The organism is Acidimicrobiales bacterium (genome assembly GCA_035533095.1).
GTDB lineage: Bacteria > Actinomycetota > Acidimicrobiia > Acidimicrobiales > Palsa-688 > DATLUM01.
Map to the genome: position 1 here is coordinate 168,330 of DATLUM010000050.1, position 19,166 is coordinate 187,495.

15 protein-coding genes are annotated in these 19,166 nt (G+C 69.0%); 8 read left to right on the forward strand and 7 right to left on the reverse strand.

Annotation, left to right across the window (positions count from 1 at the left end):
- Positions 1 to 17: 17 nt before the first annotated feature.
- Positions 18 to 1,409 (reverse strand): S1 RNA-binding domain-containing protein, encoded by a 1,392-nt coding sequence (locus VNF71_05825; GenBank protein HVA74064.1) that lies wholly within the window; start codon positions 1,407 to 1,409, stop codon positions 18 to 20.
- A 69-nt stretch (positions 1,410 to 1,478) separates the two neighbouring features.
- Here VNF71_05825 and VNF71_05830 point away from each other — a divergent pair, with 69 nt between their 5' ends.
- A complete protein-coding gene (locus VNF71_05830) occupies positions 1,479 to 2,108 on the forward strand; it encodes an HAD-IA family hydrolase (GenBank protein ID HVA74065.1) in 630 nt (209 codons plus the stop codon).
- A 174-nt stretch (positions 2,109 to 2,282) separates the two neighbouring features.
- On the opposite strand, the gene VNF71_05835 is transcribed toward VNF71_05830, so the two are convergent.
- Positions 2,283 to 5,960 (reverse strand): multifunctional oxoglutarate decarboxylase/oxoglutarate dehydrogenase thiamine pyrophosphate-binding subunit/dihydrolipoyllysine-residue succinyltransferase subunit, encoded by a 3,678-nt coding sequence (locus VNF71_05835; GenBank protein HVA74066.1) that lies wholly within the window; start codon positions 5,958 to 5,960, stop codon positions 2,283 to 2,285.
- 73 nt (positions 5,961 to 6,033) lie between these two features.
- Here VNF71_05835 and ettA point away from each other — a divergent pair, with 73 nt between their 5' ends.
- The 3 genes from ettA (at position 6,034) to VNF71_05850 (ending at position 9,782) form a co-directional block, all read left to right on the forward strand.
- Positions 6,034 to 7,713: an energy-dependent translational throttle protein EttA gene (ettA, locus tag VNF71_05840; GenBank protein ID HVA74067.1), complete on the forward strand. Its 1,680-nt coding sequence runs from the start codon at positions 6,034 to 6,036 to the stop codon at positions 7,711 to 7,713.
- 1 nt (position 7,714) lies between these two features.
- A complete protein-coding gene (locus tag VNF71_05845) occupies positions 7,715 to 8,479 on the forward strand; it encodes an alpha/beta hydrolase (GenBank protein ID HVA74068.1) in 765 nt (254 codons plus the stop codon).
- A gap of 67 nt (positions 8,480 to 8,546) precedes the next feature.
- Positions 8,547 to 9,782 carry an NAD(P)/FAD-dependent oxidoreductase gene (locus VNF71_05850; protein ID HVA74069.1) on the forward strand — a complete coding sequence of 412 codons (1,236 nt, stop codon included), beginning with the start codon at positions 8,547 to 8,549 and terminating at the stop codon, positions 9,780 to 9,782.
- On the opposite strand, the gene VNF71_05855 is transcribed toward VNF71_05850, so the two are convergent.
- A complete protein-coding gene (locus VNF71_05855; protein HVA74070.1) occupies positions 9,754 to 11,202 on the reverse strand; it encodes a S8 family serine peptidase in 1,449 nt (482 codons plus the stop codon). The genes VNF71_05850 and VNF71_05855 overlap by 29 nt on opposite strands.
- A 207-nt stretch (positions 11,203 to 11,409) precedes the next feature.
- On the opposite strand from VNF71_05855, the gene VNF71_05860 reads away from it, so the two are divergent.
- Positions 11,410 to 12,312, forward strand: coding sequence for an SDR family oxidoreductase (locus tag VNF71_05860; GenBank protein HVA74071.1), 903 nt, complete (start codon positions 11,410 to 11,412; stop codon positions 12,310 to 12,312).
- 27 nt (positions 12,313 to 12,339) lie between these two features.
- On the opposite strand, the gene VNF71_05865 is transcribed toward VNF71_05860, so the two are convergent.
- Genes VNF71_05865 through malQ form a run of 3 tightly spaced genes read right to left on the reverse strand, consistent with a single transcriptional unit; the run spans position 12,340 to position 15,920 of the window.
- Positions 12,340 to 12,873, reverse strand: coding sequence for a 2'-5' RNA ligase family protein (locus tag VNF71_05865; GenBank protein ID HVA74072.1), 534 nt, complete (start codon positions 12,871 to 12,873; stop codon positions 12,340 to 12,342).
- 58 nt (positions 12,874 to 12,931) lie between these two features.
- A complete protein-coding gene (locus tag VNF71_05870; protein HVA74073.1) occupies positions 12,932 to 14,005 on the reverse strand; it encodes an ATP-dependent DNA ligase in 1,074 nt (357 codons plus the stop codon).
- 10 nt (positions 14,006 to 14,015) lie between these two features.
- Positions 14,016 to 15,920, reverse strand: coding sequence for a 4-alpha-glucanotransferase (gene malQ, locus VNF71_05875; protein HVA74074.1), 1,905 nt, complete (start codon positions 15,918 to 15,920; stop codon positions 14,016 to 14,018).
- Positions 15,921 to 15,947: 27 nt separating this feature from the next.
- Here malQ and VNF71_05880 point away from each other — a divergent pair, with 27 nt between their 5' ends.
- The gene (locus tag VNF71_05880; protein ID HVA74075.1) at positions 15,948 to 16,910 is read left to right on the forward strand and encodes a DUF72 domain-containing protein; all 963 of its coding nucleotides are present in this window, start codon (positions 15,948 to 15,950) and stop codon (positions 16,908 to 16,910) included.
- On the opposite strand, the gene VNF71_05885 is transcribed toward VNF71_05880, so the two are convergent.
- Positions 16,907 to 17,314: a nuclear transport factor 2 family protein gene (locus tag VNF71_05885; GenBank protein ID HVA74076.1), complete on the reverse strand. Its 408-nt coding sequence runs from the start codon at positions 17,312 to 17,314 to the stop codon at positions 16,907 to 16,909. The two genes, VNF71_05880 and VNF71_05885, sit on opposite strands and share 4 nt — an antisense overlap.
- A 78-nt stretch (positions 17,315 to 17,392) precedes the next feature.
- Here VNF71_05885 and VNF71_05890 point away from each other — a divergent pair, with 78 nt between their 5' ends.
- Positions 17,393 to 18,298: an alpha/beta hydrolase gene (locus VNF71_05890; protein HVA74077.1), complete on the forward strand. Its 906-nt coding sequence runs from the start codon at positions 17,393 to 17,395 to the stop codon at positions 18,296 to 18,298.
- Positions 18,299 to 18,308: 10 nt separating this feature from the next.
- Positions 18,309 to 19,163, forward strand: a complete 855-nt coding sequence (locus VNF71_05895) for a PD-(D/E)XK nuclease family protein (GenBank protein ID HVA74078.1) — start codon at positions 18,309 to 18,311, stop codon at positions 19,161 to 19,163.
- Positions 19,164 to 19,166: the final 3 nt, after the last annotated feature.

Below are 19,166 nucleotides of genomic sequence, written 5' to 3' on the forward strand. Positions count from 1 at the left end.
ACGGCGCGGCTCCCGACTTACGTCGGCGACAGCCGCTTCCCCGGGCGCTTGGCGACCGGGGAGGCCCTCTCGGCAGCCGCCTTCTCGACGACCGCCGGGGTCTTCTTGCCAGCGGCGTTCTTCGCCGCCGCCTGCCTGGTGGGCTCGTTCTTCTTGGCGGCCGGGGCCTTCTTGACGGGCGCAGCCTTCTTGACGGGCGCAGCCTTCTTGACGGGCGCGGCCTTCTTGGCGGCTTGGGCCCTCGCGGGTTCGGCCGTCTCCGCCGCCGCCTTCTCCGCCGCCGCCTTCTTCGCCGCTCCCGCCCTCTTGGGGGCTGCAGCCTTCTTGGCCGGAGCCGGCTCGTCGGATGCGGCCACCTTCTTGGCCGGCCGCTTCTCCGCCGCCGTCTTCTTCGCGCCTGCCTTCTTCGCCGCCGCCTTCTTCGCGGCTGCCTTCTTCACGCCGGTCTTCTTGGCGCCCCTCGCCGGCAACGGGTGAATCTCGGCTTCGACTGTCTCCTCGGTCGGCGAACCTGCCACCTTCTCGAAGCCGGGAAGCGCAAGTTCGATACCGCGCCGCTGCGGATCGAAGGCCTGGACTACGAAAGTCCGCTCCTCCCCCTTCGACACGACCTCTCGCGCCCGCCTCGGAGGTGGTTCACCCATCGCCGACAGCGGCACGTAGCAGCGAGCCCCGAAGGCGTCCACGAACGCGCCATGCGAGGAGAACTCCGCAACCTGGCCGGACACCTCGCTCCCCAAGGGGTGGGCTGCGATGAACGTGATGAACGGCAACGGCTCGTTCACCGGCTCCGCCGGCGGAGCGACTGAACGCCTCCGGCGTGAACGCTTCCCATCGTCGGGCTTGACCGCCTCTTGCGTGGCACGAGCGATCGCCTGGTCGACCTTCTTGTCGCGCGGCTTGATCTTCGGCGCCACGGTTTCCAAGCCGCCGCCGGCCTCAGCCTTCTTCTTACGCTTCGCCTCCTTGGTCACCTCGCGGCTCTTCTGGCCGCGGACCGGGGTCCGGTCCATGAAGATCCAGCCGACGCCGGGCACCGGTTTACCGCCGATCAGGCGGTCTTTGTCGAAGAGCCACTGGTGCTCGACGTGGAACTCCTGGAACGAGTCGTTCGATAGGACGGTCGCGCCGATCTTCTCCGCTATTCGCAGCAGGAAGGCGTCGCCCCTCCCTACGGCGCCCGCCGGCGGGGACACGATCTCGCCGGCCGCCTCGGCTTCCTCGAACATCGGGAGTTCGGACGGATCGACGCGGTGCCCGAACGACGCGTCCACCACGACGGTCACGACGTCGTGGGGATTCTCGGCGACGAACTCGCGTACAGCCTGGTCGAGCTGCGCGAGGCTCGGCAGCGAACGACCCTCCGTCGCGATGTTCGACCCGTCTACGACAACATGGCGGGGGCTCATGACTTCCCTAGAGTCAAGCAGCCCCGCCACTTGCGACAGTGGAACCCCCTGACCCTAGAGTCCTCGCCCGTGTCAGAGACAACTGTCCGGGCGGTGCTTTGGGACTTCGGCGGGGTGCTCACCACCAGCCCTTTCGACGCGTTCGCCGCGTACGAAGAGGCGAGCGGGCTGCCCGCCGGCGTCATCCGGCAGTTGAACGCGACCAACCCCGACAGCAACGCGTGGGCGCGCTTCGAGCGCGGCGAACTGGACGTCGACTCGTTCGTCACGGTGTTCGAGGCCGAAGCGGCCGCCGTTGGCCACCGGGTCGACGCTTTGCAGGTGCTCGCAAGCCTTCGCGGCGAGCTGCGCCCGGCGATGGTCGAGGCGCTGCGGCGCTGCCACGACCGTCTCCTGACCGGCCTGCTAACCAACAACTTCGAACCTGCCTCCGGGAACGCTGCGGGCTACAGCGCGGTGTTCGATCTCTTCCACGCCGTCGTCCAGTCCTCGGAGGTCGGCCACCGCAAGCCGGACCCCGGGTTCTACAAGTTGGCCTGCGAGAAGCTCGCGATCGAGCCAGATGAGGCGGTCTTCCTCGACGACCTGGGCGTGAACCTCAAGCCGGCCAGGGCGATGGGGATGCGCACCATCAAGGTCGTGGACCCCGATGCCGCGATCGACGAACTCGAGTCGGTGGTGGGTTTCCCCCTGCGCTGAGCCGCGTGGCTCGACGGCTGCGAGAGTCAGCTCCCGCGGCGGGAAGCCAACGGCGGACTGGGTAGGTTAGCTATCCCATTTCGATACTTAACCTACCCACTTGCGGGCGCAATGACCCTCGCCGGATCGGCCAGGGTGGCCGGATCGGCGGCAGCCAAGCGCCGGCGGGACAGTTCAGCCGAGTGCCCGCTCCAGCAGATCCTCCTGCTCGAGTTCGTGCATGGCGTGGCTGCCGGTCGCCGGCGACCCCGACGCCACCCGGCTCACCCGTTCCAGCTTGAAGTCGCCGCCGAGCATGGTGTCCAGCCGGTCGCGGACAAACGTCCAGGCACCCATGTTCTCGGGCTCCTCCTGCAGCCACACCACCTCGGAGGCCCGCTCGTATCCGGCGACCGCCGCCGCGATCTGGTCGGCGGGCCAGGGGTGCAGCTGCTCGACCCGCACGATGGCGATGTCGCTGCGGCCACCCTTGTCGCGGGCACCGATCACGTCTAGGGCGACCTTCCCCGACGCCAGCAACACCCGCCTCACCGACTCGCGGTCGCCCACCCCTGGGTCGTCGAGCACCTCGCGGAAGTGCCCCCGCTCGAGGTCCGTGACCGGGCTGTAAGCCTCGCGCCCGCGTAGGTAGCGCTTCGGCGTGAAGAGGACCAGCGGCTTGCGCCCGGATCTCAACACCTGCCGACGCAGGAGATGGAACAGCTGCGCCGCGGTGGTCACGTTCGCCACCTGGATGTTGTCCTCAGCGCACAGGTCGAGGAACCTTTCCATCCTCCCCGAGGAGTGGTCGGGGCCCTGGCCCTCGTAGCCGTGGGGCAGAAGGAGCACAAGACCGGAGGTCTGGCCCCACTTGATCTCAGCGGCCGCCAGGAACTCGTCGACGATCGTCTGAGCCCCGTTGACGAAGTCGCCGAACTGGGCCTCCCACGCCACGAGCCCGTCCCGAGCCACCAACGAGTACCCGTATTCGAATGCCAGCGCTGCGTACTCGGAGAGCAGCGAGTCGTAGATCGCAAAACGGCCCGGCCCCAACGTCTCCAACGGCAGATGCTCCGCTCCGGTCACGTAGTCGACGACCGCTGCGTTGCGGTGCCCGAACGTGCCGCGCCGGGTGTCCTGCCCGGCGACGCGCACGTCGCGCCCGTCCAGCACGAGCGTCCCGTAAGCGAGAGCCTCTCCCAGGGCCCAGTCGACTTCGCCGGATTCCCAGAGCTTCTGCCGGTTCTGGAAGACCCTCAGGAGCTTGGGGTGGACGGTGAAGCCCTCGGGGAAGGATCCCAGCGCGTCGACGACCTTCTGGAGTCCCGCCATCTCGACCCCCGTCTCGATGGGCGCAAGCACGGGCGCCGGCGCCGCCGGCGGCGGGAGGCGAGTCGGCTTGGGCGGGGCGGAGGCGCGGGTCTCGTCGAGCGCCGACTGCAACCGTTTGGAGAAGTCGTCCAAGACGCGTTCGGCCTCGTCCATGTCGATGTCGCCACGTCGTACGAGGGCTTCGGTGTAGAGCTTGCGGACGCTGCGGTGCTCCTTGATGAGCTGGTAGAGAAGTGGCTGGGTGAGGCTCGGATCATCCTGCTCGTTGTGCCCGTAGCGGCGGTAGCAGACCATGTCGATGACGACGTCCTTGTGGAACTGCTGCCTGAACGCGAACGCGAGCCGCCCGACTCGCACGCACGCTTCGGGATCATCGCCGTTCACGTGGAAGATCGGCGCCTGGACCATCTTGGCGACGTCGGTTGCGTACACGGATGAGCGCGCCGACTCGGGGTTGGTGGTGAAGCCGAGTTGGTTGTTGATGACCAGATGCACAGTCCCGCCGGTCTCGTAACCGGGGAGCGCTGACATGTTCAGCGTCTCGGCCACAACACCCTGCCCGGCAAACGCGGCGTCTCCGTGGATCAGCAGGGGCAGCACCGGGTGCTCGTCGCCGGCGTCCTCTCCGACGATCCGGTCCTGTAAGGCGCGCGCCATTCCTTCCACGACCGGGTCTACCGCCTCGAGGTGCGACGGGTTGGAAGCGAGAACCACGTCGACCGTTTGACCCGCGCGGCTGGTGAACTTGCCCTTGAAACCCTTGTGGTACTTGACGTCGCCCGAGCCCTGCACCGTTCCGGGGTCGATATTGCCCTCGAACTCCTCGAACAGGTCGCCGTAGCTCTTGCCGACGATGTTGATGAGCACGTTCAGCCGTCCGCGGTGGGCCATGCCGATCACGACCTGCGACTGGTCGGCGGTGGCGGCATCGTCGATGACAGCGTCGATGAGCGGGATCGCCGACTCCCCTCCTTCGAGCCCAAAGCGTTTCTGGCCGATGTACTTGGTGTTGAGGAACTGCTCCAGTGCCTCCGCGGCGTTCAGCCGGTCGAGTATCCACCGCTGATCGTCGAGAGGCAGCTGCGTCGGTACACCCTCCACGTGATCCTGGATCCACCGCTTCTGCTCGGGTTCCTGGATGTGCATGTACTCGACGCCGACGGTGCGGCAGTAGGCGTCGCGCAGAACGCCGAGGATGTCGCCCAAGCGCATCCGCTCGGAGCCTGCGAGGCCGTTGGTGAGGAACTCGCGGTCGAGATCCCAGACGCTCAAGCTGTGCGTGGCCGGGTCGAGCTCCGGGTGCATCTGGGGGTCTTTCCAGTCGAGCGGGTCGAGGTGCGCTATCAGGTGGCCGCGCACCCGGTAGAGGTTGATGAGGGTGTCCACCTCCATCTGCTTCTTGGCGTGGATCGTCGAGGAGTCGACGAGGTCGTTGCGGTCGCGTTGGCCCCGAACGGGCTCGTAGGGCACCCCCATCGCCTTGAACACCCGCTCGTAGAACGACTCCGCACCACTCAGCAGCTGGTGCACCTTCTGCAGGAACAAGCCCGACTCGGCTCCCTGGATGATGCGGTGGTCGTACGTCGACGTGATGGTTACCACCTTCGACACGCCCAACTCCGCCAGGACTCGCGGGTCGGCGGACTGCCACTCCGCCGGGTAGTCGATTGTCCCGACACCGACGATCACACCCTGGCCGGGCATGAGACGCGGGACCGATTGCACCGTGCCGATGGTCCCCGGATTGGTCAGGCTCATTGTGGCGCCGGCGAGGTCGTCCGCGCCGATCTTGCCCCCACGCACCTTGCGGATCAGGTCCTCGTATGCGGACCAGAAGCCGCGGAAGTCGAGCGAGTCGGCGTCTTTGATCACCGGCACCATGAGCGTGCGGCTGCCGTCGGGCTTCTCGACGTCGACGGCGATACCCAGGCCTATCCGCGAGTGGTGCATCACCGACGGCGTTGCTTTCGGATCGTCGCCGTCCGCCGGGACGAACGTCGAGTTCATCACCGGCACCGCCTTGACGGCCTCGACGATGGCGTATCCGATCAGGTGGGTGAAGCTGACCTTGCCGGCACTTCCCGTCCGGCTGAGCTGGTTGTTGAGGATGCGGCGGTTCACCTCTAGCAGGCGTGCCGGCACGACCCTGAAGCTCGTGGCGGTCGGCACGCCCAGGCTGGCGGTCATGTTGGCGGCGATCCTCCCGGCCGCGCCCCGAAGCGGTGTGGCGTCGGGCTCTGCGTGCTCGACAGAAGCTTCGGGGCGCGCCGCGGCGTCTTTTTCCGAAACTGCAGCCGGGGCCGTCGGCGCCGGTGCGGGTACCGCGGGATGCGCTGCCGGCGGAACCTCGGCGGTCGTTTCCGCCGGGCCGGTTTCGGGCGTCGACGGCCGTGCCAGATTCGCGCCGCCGGGCCGGTAACCCTCGAAGAACTCCCGCCAGCTCTCGCTGACCGAGCTCGGATCCTCCCGGTACTGCTCGTACATGTCGTCGACGAGCCAGGCGTTGGGCCCGAACGCGGGGGGCTGGGACTGATCGCTCATAGCAACAGCCAGCGTACGCCGCACTCCCGTCCCTGTAGCGCGCCCTGATGCCCCCTTCAGCCACACTGGAAGGATGCCGGCACAGTTCATCTTCACGATGCGCGACCTGAGACGGTTCTATCCGCCTGACCGAGAGGTGCTGCGAGGCATAAACCTCTCGTTCTACCCGGGTGCCAAGATCGGAGTCATCGGCGGCAACGGGTCCGGCAAGTCGTCGCTGCTGAGGATCATGGCCGGTGTCGACGATGGGTACACGGGCGAGGCGCGCCTCACACCCGGCTTCACTGTCGGCTACCTGCCCCAGGAGCCGCAGCTCGACCCGGGCAAAGACGTGGCGGGCAACGTCACAGACGGCGTCGCGGAGATCAAGCAGCTTCTCGTGCGGTTCGACGAGGTGTGCGCCGCGATGGGCGAGCCCGACGCGGATTTCGACAAGCTCATGGCGGAGCAGGCGCAGTTGCAGGACAAGATCGACGCCGCCGGCGCGTGGGAACTCGACCGCAAGCTGGACATCGCGATGGACGCGCTGCGGCTGCCGCCGGCCGACGCTGACGTCACGACGCTTTCAGGGGGAGAAAGACGCCGCGTCGCGCTCTGCAAGCTCCTGCTGTCGAGCCCGGACCTGTTGCTGCTGGACGAGCCGACCAACCATCTCGACGCAGAGTCGGTCGCATGGCTGGAACGGACGCTGCAGGAGTACCCGGGCACCGTCGTCGCGGTCACCCACGACCGCTACTTCCTCGACAACGTCGCCGGCTGGATCCTCGAGCTCGACCGCGGGTTCGGGGTCCCCTGGGAGGGCAACTACTCGTCCTGGCTGGAGCAGAAGCAGGCTCGGCTGGCGGGCGAGGAGAAGGCCGACAAAGCGCGGCAACGCACGCTGGAACGCGAGCTCGACTGGGTGCGGATGTCACCCCGCGCACGCCAGAGCAAGGGCAAGGCGCGCATCACCGCCTACAACGACCTCGTCGCCGAAGCGGCGGCCGCCGAGAAACGCCCGGACAAGCTGGAGCTCACCATCCCGCCTGGTCCCCGACTGGGCGACATGGTCATCGAGACCGACGCGCTGGCGAAGGGTTATGGGGAGCGGTTGCTGTTCGAGGGGATGTCGTTCTTGCTGCCACCGGGAGGGATCGTCGGGGTCATCGGTCCGAACGGGGCGGGCAAGACGACGCTGTTCCGGATGATCGTCGGGTCCGAGAAGCCTGACGCCGGCGACATACGAGTCGGCTCGACGGTGTCGCTCGCGTACGTCGACCAGTCACGCGACGCGCTGGACCCGAAGAAGACCGTGTTCGAGGAGATCACCGGCGGCCAAGACCACTTGGTCGTCGGCGGCCGCGAGATCCACGGTCGCGCGTACGTGTCGAGCTTCGGTTTCAAGGGAAGCGACCAGCAGAAACTCGTCGGCGACCTATCCGGCGGAGAGCGCAACCGGGTGCAGCTGGCGAAGGTACTGCGCTCGGGCGGCAACGTTCTGCTGCTCGACGAGCCGACCAACGACCTCGACGTTGACACGTTGCGTGCTCTCGAGGACGCGCTTGTCGAGTTCCCGGGCTGCGCGGTGGTGGTGAGCCACGACCGCTGGTTCCTCGACCGCATCGCCACGCACGTCCTCGCTTTCGAAGGCGACTCCGAGGTCCGCTGGTGGGAGGGGAACTTCTCCGACTACGAGGCGGACCGCAAGAAGCGACTCGGGGTCGAGGCGGACCAGCCCCACCGGATCCGCTACAAGCCGCTGGTGCGCGGTTGACGTGACCTCGCATTCGCTGCGGGTAGTAGAGCGTTCGCCGTCCGCAGACGGGCCGGGCGCCGGCCGGCGCCTCGTGCTGGTACACGGGTCGATGGACCGGGGGTCGAGCTTTTCCCGCTTGACGTCGCGACTGGCGGACTTCTCCGTCGTCACGTACGACCGGCGCGGGTACGCGGGTTCGAGCCGGCTCGGGCCCCCCGTCTCCTTCGACGAGCAAGTGGCTGACCTGACCGTGGTGTTGGGGGGAGAGCCGGCGGTGGTGTTCGGGCACAGTTACGGTGGGGACATCGTGCTGGCGGCGGCTGCATCGTCACCCGGGCTGATACCGGTCGCCTTCGTATGGGAGCCGCCCCAGCCGTGGTTGGACTGGTGGCCGGGTTCCAGCGCCAGCGCAGGCGCCGGCCTGTCGGGCATGGACCCCGAAGACCAAGCCGAGTGGTTCATGCGCCGCGTAGTCGGCGATCGGGTGTGGGAGCGGCTGCCCGAGTCGACTCGCAGGCAGCGGCGCGCGGAGGGACCGACTCTACGGGCGGAGATGGCCAGCCTGGCCCACGGGCCTGTATTCGAGGCGCGCGACGTCAAGGTGCCGGTGCTGGTCGGGCGGGGTGGCAGGTCGAAGGTGCACCAGCGGCGCTCGTCGCGTGAGTTGGCTGTTTCCTTGCCTCGGGCCGAGCTGGTCGAGATCACCGACGCCGCACACGGGGCGCACCTGACGCACCCGGCGGATCTGGCGGCACTGATCCGGCGGGCGGCCGACCTCGCGTAGGGAACGCGGAGCCGACCAGGGTGGGCTTGCCTGGCTGCGGGCGAGGTACGGGTGGGACCATGGGGGGATGGACCCGCGACGCGAGCCGTGCCATGTGGTCGTCGTCGGCGCCGGCCCGGCCGGCGCCGCCGCAGCGATCACGCTGGCCAGGCTGGGGTTGCGGGTGGCAATGGTCGACAAGGCGACGTTCCCGCGGGACAAGTGCTGCGGCGACGGCCTGACCACGGCGGCGCTGCGCCGGCTGGAGAGTCTCGGCCTCGACCCGGCCGATGTCGGGTCCTGGGAACCGGTCGGTGACGTGGTCGTGGTCGGCAGCGACGGCCGGCAGGCCGAGTTGCCGCTCCCGGACGACGGCACCCAGTTCGCCGCTTCGGCACGCCGCGTCGACCTGGACGCCGCGCTGGTTCAGGTCGCCGTGTCGAGCGGGGCGGCGCTCCTCGAAGGCGTCGCCGTCACCGGCGTGTCGCCGGCACACGCCGGTGGTGCGATCGGGGTGAACCTGGCGGACGGCTCGTCGCTCACCTGCGCTTACTTGATCGCCGCGGACGGCGCCTGGTCCCCGGTGCGCAAGGCAGTCGGCGCCGGCACCAGCGGCTATCTCGGCGACTGGCAGGCGGGCCGCCAGTACTACGCCGGAGCGGGCCCGGCGGCGAAGAAGCTGTGGGTGTGGTTCGAGCCGGAGATGGTGCCGGGTTACGCGTGGTCGTTTCCGTTGGCGGGCGGGATGGTGAACGTCGGGTACGGGGTGCTGCGCGACGGCGACGGCAAGCTTGGAGGTGAGCTGAAAGGGCAGCAGATCGATTTCCTGGACCGCCCTCACATAGCCGCGGTGCTGGGCCCCGACGCGGCGCCGGCTTCGGGGTGGAAGGCGTGGCCGATCCCGGCGCGCATAGGAGACGCGGCCATGTCCGCGCTGGACGGCAGAGTGCTCTTCGCCGGCGACGCGGCGAGGGCGTGCGATCCGATGACCGGCGAGGGGATAGCCCAGGCCCTCGAGACCGGGGAGCTGGCGGCAAGGGCGGTCGCCGCCGCCGGCCCGCGAAATCCGGCCGCAGCAGCGCGCCGTTACGAGCGGCAGGTCCGCTGGGGCATGTCACTCGACGACAAGCTGGCCAGGGCGCTGTCCAACGTCCTCGCCCGCCGTTCCGGTTCGAGCAGAGCGCTCGCTATCGCCGACAAGTCCGCGTGGAGCCGGCGCAACTTCGCCCGGTGGATGTTCGAGGACTACCCGAGGGCTGTGCTCGCGACCCCGCACCGGTGGAGCAGCGGAATGTTCACCCGGCCCGGCGCCTACCGGGCCTGACCGGGACGCCTTCCCCCGACCGGTGCTGCCGGCCGCGCCGGCGCCGGCCGAGCACTCCAGTGCCGGCTCCCGCGGCTGCGAGCAGTGCCGCGGCGATGCCACCGGGGATCGCCACCGACGAGCCCTTCGACGCTCCTTCCGGACCCGCTGCGCTGCGGTGCGAACCTTGGCCGTCGGGAACCGTGTACGGCGGGATCGACGACGTGGTTGTCGGGACGGGCGCGGTCGTCGGTGCGGGCTGGCCGGCTCCGTTCGAGATACCGAGCGCCGCAGACGAGCTGTACACAGGCGAGCGCGCCGCGGTAGACGATCGACTGCTGGTGGCAGCGCCGGCCGGCACGGATGGCTGAGTCCCGGCACCGGCGCCGGCGGTGGCCGGAGGCTCGAGGGCGAGCGCCTTGCCGACGTCGAGCAGCCCGCTGCCGGCGCCGGCGAGGGGATGCGCGGTCGACTCCAGAGCGTGGATCACGTCATCCCGGCTGCGGTTCGGGTTTTCGGCGAACAGCAGCGCGGCCGCCCCGGAGACGTGGGGAGAGGCCATCGACGTTCCCTCGTCCAAGCCGTACTGACTGTTCGGAAACGTCGACAGGACGCAGTCTCCATTCATGTTGGAGCCGTCCGAGTTGGCCGGACTGCAACCGCTCAAGTCGACGACCACGGCGCCGTCGTCGCCTCCCGGGGCTCCGAGCGCGACGGACCCTCCGCTGTTGCTGTAGCCGGCGATGTTGCCGTCGGGTCCGGTGGCGGCGACGAGGAGCGCGTCGTTGCCATAGGTGTCGGTGACGCCGGGCGAAGAGCTGTTGCCGGCTGCGAACACGACGACTGCGCCGGCGCTGGCCGCGGCATGGACCGCCGCGGTGACGCCGGAATCCTGCAGGACGCCCGGAACGAGTTCACCCACCGAGAGGTTGATGACCCGCGCGTGGTGCGCGACGGCGAAGTTGATGCCGTTCGCGATGTCAGCTGGTGCCCCCGAGCACGATGCGCCGGAGCTGCCGCCGTCGCTCAGGACCTGCACGGCAAGGATGTCGGCTTCAGGCGCGACGCCGAAGCTGGCCGACGCGATCGTGCCGGCAACGTGGGTCCCGTGGGTGCAGCTGTCCTTGGCGTAGGTGTGGTCGGTGCAGGCACCGCCGATGCAATCCGCCTCGTCGACCACCCTGCCGGTGAAGTCGGGGTGGCTCGGGTCCACCCAGGTGTCTATGACGGCGACGAGCACGCCGGCGCCCTCGCGCCCGAGAGCCTGCCCGGCGTACACGTCAGCTCCGTGGGTGGATCCGGCGTCGGGGCTGAAGTTCCAGGTGCAAGGTTGGCCGGCCGGCCCGCAGGGTCCCGAGGGCCCGGCCGCCGAGGCCCCCGCCGGTGCGGCGACCCCGCTGACGAGCAGCGCCAGCGAGCCGAGCGCGGCGGATAGCAGCACAAGAGCCTGCGACCGGGCCGATAAGCGTCGAGTGGTGTGAATGGGAGCGATCCGGCAATTCGACCACGGTCTGGGCGCCTGCGCCAGCCGCCCCGGCGGAGCCGCCGGGCGGCGCACCGGGCGACCGGGTTGGCCGGCCCACCGGGCGGCCGTCGGGGCGCCGGCTGGTTGGCCTGTCCAAGCCCGGGAGGGCTACGTTCGGTCCCCATGGCTGATCTCGGTTACGACGGGAAGGTAGCGATCATCACGGGCGCCGGGGGCGGTCTCGGGCGCCAGCACGCCCTGCTGCTCGCGTCCAGGGGCGCCCGGGTCGTGGTCAACGACCTCGGCGGCTCGGTCTCGGGCGAGGGTGCCGACAAGGGCCCAGCGGAGACGGCTGCCCAGGAGATACGCGACCTCGGCGGCGAAGCCGTCTCGGACGCCAACAGCGTGTCGACGCCCGAGGGCGGCGAAGGGATCGTGCAGACCGCCCTCGACGCCTACGGGAAGGTCGACATCGTCATCAACAACGCGGGCATCCTGCGCGACAAGACCTTCCACAACATGACGCGCGACCTGCTGGAGCCGGTCATCGACGTCCACCTGAAGGGCGCGTTCTACGTCACCCGTCCTGCGTGGGTGAAGATGCGCGAGCAGGGATACGGCCGCATCGTCAACACGTCATCGGGCTCCGGGATCCTCGGCAACTTCGGCCAGAGTAACTACGGCGCGGCGAAGATGGGCCTCGTCGGCCTCACGAGGGTCCTCGCCAACGAGGGTGCCAAGTACAACATCAAGGTCAATGCGATCGCTCCGATCGCGCGCACGCGGATGACCGAGGAACTGATGGGTCCCGCTGCAGACAAGCTCGACCCGGAGCTCGTGTCGCCGATCGTCGCGTGGCTCGTCCACGAGGACACGCCGGTAACCGGTGAGATCTTCACGGTCGGCGGGGGTCGGGTCGCGCGCTTCTTCATCGGGATGACGCACGGCTACTACAACCCCAAGATGACCGTCGAGGACGTGCGCGACCATTTCGCCGAGATCCGCGACGAGAAGGGCTACACGGTTCCGGCGAACCCGGGCGATGAGATGAAGCTGATGTTCGACATCATCTCCGGCAACGCCTGACCCCGCCAGGCGCCCAAGCACAGAGCCCTACTCGACAAGCACGGTGCGGTGGCGCCTCGTCCAGCGCGTCCCGTCGCCGACCATGACCCAGACCTCGCTCGCGTGGCAACGCAGCGGCAGGTTGGCGCTCACAGCGGAGGCGATGGGTACGAGCTCGACTCCGTCGCTCGCGTGAGCGACCGTGAGATGCGGCACTACTTCGTCGAACTCGTCCTCCCACGGCGGCGTGCCGAACTGGCCGGCCAGGCGGTTGGTTAGCTCGAGGAAAGGCGTCGCCGGCTCGGGCGCCACCCAGAGAACCCGCCGGCCGAACCAGTCGACGTGGGTGAGCTCGAAATCGAAGGCCTTTACGTCCGACAGCTCCGCGTCGAGCTCCGCCAGGTCCGCTTCGGTGATCTCCGCCGGCGGGAGCCAGGGCACGACCAGGGTGATGTGTGCCGGGACCCCGGCGGCGGCCACGGGGTCGTGCTCGTGGCGCCAGCGACCGACCACCGAGTCGGCCTCCGGCACCGGAATGAGCAGCGCGCTCTGAGTCCTCCCGCTGCTGGTACCCGCGTTCATCGGGCGCCCAAGCTAGCGTCAGCGGTCGACGTCACCGGCCCGCAGATCGGCGCAACGGTCAACCCCGGGCACCGAACACCTCGGAGAGCAGGGCGGGTACCGCCACGTCCAGCTGGTCGTAGGTACAGCTGCGCGGTTCGCGATCCGGTCGCCAGCGGCGGAACCGGGCGGTGTGGCGCAACCGCCTGCCCTGCAGGTGCTCGAAGGCGGCTTCCACCACGAGCTCGGGGCGAAGCAACTCGAAGCTCAGATCCTTCTTGGCGTTCCAGCGGCTGACCGCCCCCGGCAGGCGCCGGCCGTCCTCGGCGCCGGTGACGGCCCATTCCGCCCACCCGGCCCACGGGTGATCGATCGGGTTCCGGTACGGCTCGAGATCGCCGACCAGCTGGCGGCGCTGCTCCGCCGGGAACGCGCCGATGACTCCCACGTGTTGCAGGTCTTCGCCTTCGTAGAGTCCCAGCATGAGCGAGCCGACCACAGACCGATTCGCCTGGTACCAGCGGAAGCCGGCGACCACGAAGTCCCCGGTCCGCTCGTGTTTCACCTTCCACATCACCCGCTGCCCAGGCTGGTAGAACAAGCCTGCATCCTTGGCGACCACCCCGTCGAGACCGGCTCCCTCGAAGCGCTCGAACCACCGGCGAGCCACCGCGGGATCGGCCGTCAACGGGGTCAAATGAACAGGTGGTTCGGCGGCACCCAGCGCGCCCTCCAACACGTTGCGCCGCTCGCCGAAGGGTTCCTCGCGAAGATCGCGATCCCCGAGGGCTAGAAGATCGAACGCCACAAACGACGCCGGCGTCTGCTCGGCCAGCATCCGCACCCTCGAGTCAGCCGGATGGATCCTCTGGGACAGCGCGTCGAAATCGAGGCCCGAGTCCCCTGCGATCACGACCTCGCCGTCCACCACACAGCGCTCGGGGAGGTTGTCGCGCACTGCTGACACGACGTCGGGAAAGTAACGGGTGAGCGGCCGCTCGTTGCGGCTGCCCAGGATCACCTCGTCCCGGTCGCGGAAGACGATGCAGCGGAAGCCGTCCCACTTCGGCTCGTAGAGGAAGCTCCCCTCCGGCAGGTCCCTCGAGAGCTTGGCCAGCATCGGGGAAACCGGAGGGTTCACGGGCAGGTCCACTGCCGAGATCCTACGGTTCGCCCGCCTCGCTACCCGGCTCTACGTGCACGCAACTGTCCAGACGCGAGGCGACCGAGCGGGGAAGTTGCTCTTGCTCGATGACCTCGATCGGAACGGGCAGGCGCTGGCGCCAGTTGGGCCACTCGTCGGTGGTGCCCGGCATGTTCGGCCGCTCCCTGACCGCGAGCGAGTCCTCGAGGCTCGCGACCAGCAGCAGGCAAGGCGCGCGTGCCAGGTCCGCGTACGCCCTTTCGATCACCAGACCGGCATCATCGCCCGCGTCGCTTCCGGTCCAGTCGAGCAGCCGGCGGCGAAGCCCCTCAACTGCATCGTCGCTCGGGTTCATGCCGCACGCCCGCTGCGCCTCGAGATCCGATCCGTCGAGCACGCCGGCGACCGTAGGGAGGTCGTGGGTGGTGATGGCGCCGAGAGCCCTCTCTGGCCAGGCCGGCGTTCTCTGCTGCTCGAACCACCAAACCCTGTAGGACAGGACGCGGCGCTCGTAGAGCTCGTGACGCACCTCGTCCTCCACGGTGCCCAGGTCTTCCCCCACCACCACCGCACCGGCACGCTGCGCCTCCAGGGCGAGGATGTCGAGCATCTCCGCGCTGGGGTAGCGAACGTAGGCCCCCTGCGACGGCTCGCAGCCGGCGGGTATCCAAAAGAGCCGGAACAGGCCCATCACGTGGTCGACGCGGACACCGCCGGCGTGGCGAAGCACGCCACGGAGCGACTCGATCCACGGCCGGTAACCGCTCGAGCGCAGCCGCCAGGGGTCGAACGGGGGAAGCGCCCAGTTCTGCCCGCGCGTGTTGAACTCGTCGGGCGGCGCCCCGAAGTCCATCCCGAGCGCGAACACGTCCTGCCACATCCACCCGTCGGCGCCGTCACGGTTGATCCCCACCGCTAGGTCCTGCACGACACCGACCGACCCCGGCCCGAAACGACCCGCCTCCTCCAACTGTCGCTCCGCCAACCACTGCAGCCACGCGTGGAAGCCAACGCGCAGAGATCCTTCATCACTACCGGCGAAGGCACGCACGGCGGGCCCATCGGGGTGGCGCAGCCCGGCCGGCCATTCCTTCCAGTCGCTCCCGTGGAGCTCGGACAGCGCGGAGTAGATGGCGAAGCTTTCGAGAGGCGCGCCGCGCTCGGACCGGAACGCCTCGAACGCCCGGTCGCTCGAACGTGACGCCGGCGACGAGGCGAAGATCGACCGCAGGGCATCCGATTTGAGCGCCCACACGCGGTCGCGGTCGATGAGAGGCTCCTCGTTGAGGGCACGGCCGATCGCGGCCAGACGGGCGACCTCGCGCGACTCCGACGCACCCGGAACCTGCTCGACCGCGAGGTAGATCGGGTTCAGGAAACAACGGCTCCCAGGCGAATACGGGCTGGCCTCCTGCACAGGGGTGGGCGCCGTCGCGTGGAGAGGGTTCACGACCACCAACCCCGCTCCGAGACCGGCAGACCACTCCGCCAACGACCGGAGGTCCGCTAGGTCACCCATCCCCCAGCTGTTCTCGGACCGGACCCCGTAGAGCTGGGTCGCGAAACCCCACTGGCGTGAACGTGGCAACGGGCAACCGCCGGGGCTCGCGATCAGCGACACGGTCGAGCCGTCCGGATGTTCGAGGGTGTGGTAGCCCGGCGGAAGATCCGCCACTGCCGCACTGCCGGCGCCGGCGCCGACCTCTCCGCCGTCTTCGAGGATGATCCGCCCCGGCGGCAACTCGGCTGGTGGCCGGTCGAGACGCACGGTGATCACCCCGCCGTGAGGCGGCTCGTCATCGCCCTCGGCACCCATCTGGGCGAGGATCGCCTCGACCGTCTCCACTGGGGCGTCGCGCCAGTTGCCCGACACGTCCCAGTAGCCGTGCGAGACCCCCCACCTCCCCGGATCGGCGATCGTCATCTCACGTGAGCCCTACGCTCGACCGCAATGGTGGACGAGTCCGCCGGCGCGGACGGGACGACCGGTCACGACGGATCGAACGGCGAGCCGGGGCGCGTCGCGATCGGCGGGAGCGAGGTGCTGTTCGGGACGACGTCGTGGGCGGACAAGGGGCTCGTTCAATCCGGTGCGTTCTACCCCAGAAAGACGATGACCGCCCGTGACCGACTTGCGTTCTACGCGACGCGGTTCCCGATGGCTGAGATCGCCACCACCTACCGCTTCCCGCCGACGCCGGACCTTGCGCGCCAGTGGGTCGAGCGCACACCGGCCGGGTTCGTCTTCGACATACGTGCGTGGTCGCTGCTCACGGGCGCGCCGACACTTCCTGATTCCTTGTGGCCCGACCTGCAGGACCAGGTGCGTGACCGGTCGCGAGATCAGCGCCGGCTCTACCGTGGCCATCTGACGCCCGAAGCCGTCGAGGAATGCTGGGACCGCTTCGACCACGCCCTCGGGCCGCTCATCGAAGCGGAGCGTCTCGGCTCGGTGATCCTGCAGTACCCGAGCTGGTTCACTCCCCGCCCGGAGGCTTGGGCAGAGTTGGCGCTGGTAGCCAAGAGGCTGCCAGGCGTTCATCTCGCGGTGGAGCTGCGCAGCCCAAAGTGGACGGAGGGCGACGCTTGCGAGGCGACACTCGAATGGCTCGAGGAACACGGGCTCGCCTACGTGTGCACCGACGGACCGAGCGCCGGCCCCCGCTCGCTCCCGCCGGTCGCGGCTGCTACGTCGGACCTGGCGGTCGTTCGCTTCGTCGGTCGCCGCCTCTCGGACACGGACCCGTGGACGTACCCGTACCGTTACGGCACCGACGACCTGTCGGGATGGCTGCCGAAGCTGGTGTCGCTCGCCGAGTCGGCCCCCCGTGTCCACGTGATCATGGACAACACCTGGGGCAGCGACGCTGTCGACAACGCGCTCACCCTGGCGGAGATGCTCCGGCGGTACTAGCGCGGCGAACCGCCCTGGACCACCGAGCCGTGATGGCAGACCATCCGCCAGCCGTCGCCATCATGCCTGGAGAAGATGTTGACGGTCGCGACCGTCACGCCGCCCTGGTCCCCGAGAAGGTTCTCGTCCAGGGAGACCCAGGCCGTGTCCCCGGACACGAAGACGAGCTCGCGGGTGAGCACGAACTGGATCTGCTGGCCGCCTTGGAACAGGGCGAAAAAAGACGCCGCCACCGGCCCCCAGCCTTCCAGCGTCGCCCACCCCGGGTGCGTGCAGATCGCCCGGTCGGATCGCTCCCACAGGTCCGACATCGCATCCATGTCCTTGGATTCGAACGCCTCGTAGTACTGGCGGTTCGCATCCAGGACCGCTCGCGCGTCTTCGGCCAACCCGGGGTCGTCCACCGCCTGACGCTACCGCCGGCGGTGCGCGGGCAAGGCGTGACGCGGGGTCTTTTCCCACGTCGTCTAGCTTCGATCACCATGAGTGGCCGGGAGTCGATCACGGTGGGCCCCCGGGTCCGTACAGCCGACGGAGTCGAGATAGCGACCTACAACTTCGGAGGCGACGGCCCGCCCCTCATGCTCGCGCACGCCACCGGCTTCCATGGCAGGTGCTGGCTCCCGATGGCGCAGGTGCTCACCGACAGGTTCAGCGTGTGGGCCGTCGACCACCGGGGTCACGGCGACTCGGGCAAGGACCCGCGGGGGCGTTACGACGACTGGTCGGTCTTCGTCGACGACCTTCTGGTCGTGCTGGACGAACTCGGGGGGGACGAATGGCGGGCAATCGGCCATTCGATGGGAGGTGCCGTGCTGCTCCTCGCCGAGGCCCGCCGGCCGGGCACCTTCGTCAGCCTGTGCTGCTACGAGCCCGTCGTCATGCCACCGACCGCGCTGGCGACCGGGGCGGCAAACGGCGGGTCGCCGATGGTCGAGATCGCCCGCAAGCGCCGCGCCGTCTTCGCTTCGAAGGCTGCCGCACGGCGGAACTTTGCCTCCAAGCCGCCCTTCTCCAGGTTCCACCCGGCTGCACTCGACGCCTACGTGGAGTACGGCTTCGTGGAGTCAGAAGGCGGCGTGACTCTCGCATGCGCCCGCGAGGACGAGGCGTCCGTCTACGAGGGCGCTCCCACGAATGGGGCGTGGGACCGCCTCGGATCGGTCCGCGTTCCGGTCACCGTTCTCGGCGGCCAGGATCCTGCTGATCCGGTCGGACGGATCGTGGAGGACGTGGCGCGAAGGATCCCGCGAGGCGCGGCGTTGCGGGTGGAGGGCGTCGGCCACTTCGGCCCCTTCGAGGAACCGGAGCTCGTGGGCGAGTTGGCGGCCGAGGGCCTGGGGGCCGGCCGCGGCCGGTCCCCCACGACCGTCTCAGCCCCTGGTTAGCCTGAGGTCGATGTCGCTTCCCCTCCCGGCGTCGCTTTCGCCGTCGAAGGTGTCGTCGTTCAAGGACTGCGCCCTGTCGTTTCGGTTGTCGAACATCGACCGGCTGCCGGAACCTCCGTCGGTCCAGGCTGCGAAGGGGACGCTGGTGCACCGCGCCCTCGAGTTGCTGATGTGGGAGGAGGACCCGGCGGAGAGGACGGAGCGGGCTGCGCTGGAGAAGCTCTCGAGGGCGGTCCCCGAGATCCTCGACGGGGAGGAATACGCGGAGTTGGGGCTCGGGGCCGACGAGAGGGCGGAGTTCGTCGAAGACGCGGCGACCCTGATCCGCAACTACTTCACGCTCGAGGACCCCAAGACCGTGAACGTCATCGGGACGGAGCTCCGGATGTCCGTCGAGCTGGGAACCCTGCGGCTCTCGGGGATCATCGACCGCCTCGAGATCGATTCCGAAGGCCAACTCGTCGTCACCGACTACAAGACGGGCAAAGCTCCGCCCACGAACCTCGAACAGGCGCGGTTGACCGGAGTCCATTTCTACGCCTTCCTCTGCGAGCGTGTGCTCGGGCGGCGCCCGGCGCGGATCCAGCTGCTCTACCTCCGGGAGCCGATCTCCATCTCGACGGTCCCGTCGGACCAGTCGATCCGCGGCCTGCAGCAGCAGACTCTCGCCATCTGGGCGGCCGTCGAGCAGGCCTGCCGGCGTGAGGACTTCCGGCCCAAGCCGGGTCGGCTGTGCGATTACTGCGCCTACCACGAGTACTGCCCTGCCGTCGGCGGAGACCTCGGGCGGCTGCCGGCGCCGGCCTGGCAGAGCGTCGACCTAAAGGGGTTCGCAGAATTGCCGTTGGTGGCCACCCAGGCATGACAG

What these genes read in the sequence shown, in the direction of transcription:
- VNF71_05890 (HVA74077.1), top strand. Translation starts at nt 17,393, where the DNA reads ATGAGTGGCCGGGAGTCGATCACGGTGGGCCCCCGGGTCCGTACAGCC.
- VNF71_05835 (HVA74066.1), bottom strand. Translation starts at nt 5,960, where the DNA reads ATGAGCGATCAGTCCCAGCCCCCCGCGTTCGGGCCCAACGCCTGGCTC.
- VNF71_05880 (HVA74075.1), top strand. Translation starts at nt 15,948, where the DNA reads ATGGTGGACGAGTCCGCCGGCGCGGACGGGACGACCGGTCACGACGGA.
- VNF71_05825 (HVA74064.1), bottom strand. Translation starts at nt 1,409, where the DNA reads ATGAGCCCCCGCCATGTTGTCGTAGACGGGTCGAACATCGCGACGGAG.
- malQ (HVA74074.1), bottom strand. Translation starts at nt 15,920, where the DNA reads ATGACGATCGCCGATCCGGGGAGGTGGGGGGTCTCGCACGGCTACTGG.
- VNF71_05865 (HVA74072.1), bottom strand. Translation starts at nt 12,873, where the DNA reads ATGAACGCGGGTACCAGCAGCGGGAGGACTCAGAGCGCGCTGCTCATT.
- VNF71_05850 (HVA74069.1), top strand. Translation starts at nt 8,547, where the DNA reads ATGGACCCGCGACGCGAGCCGTGCCATGTGGTCGTCGTCGGCGCCGGC.
- VNF71_05860 (HVA74071.1), top strand. Translation starts at nt 11,410, where the DNA reads ATGGCTGATCTCGGTTACGACGGGAAGGTAGCGATCATCACGGGCGCC.
- VNF71_05895 (HVA74078.1), top strand. Translation starts at nt 18,309, where the DNA reads ATGTCGCTTCCCCTCCCGGCGTCGCTTTCGCCGTCGAAGGTGTCGTCG.
- ettA (HVA74067.1), top strand. Translation starts at nt 6,034, where the DNA reads ATGCCGGCACAGTTCATCTTCACGATGCGCGACCTGAGACGGTTCTAT.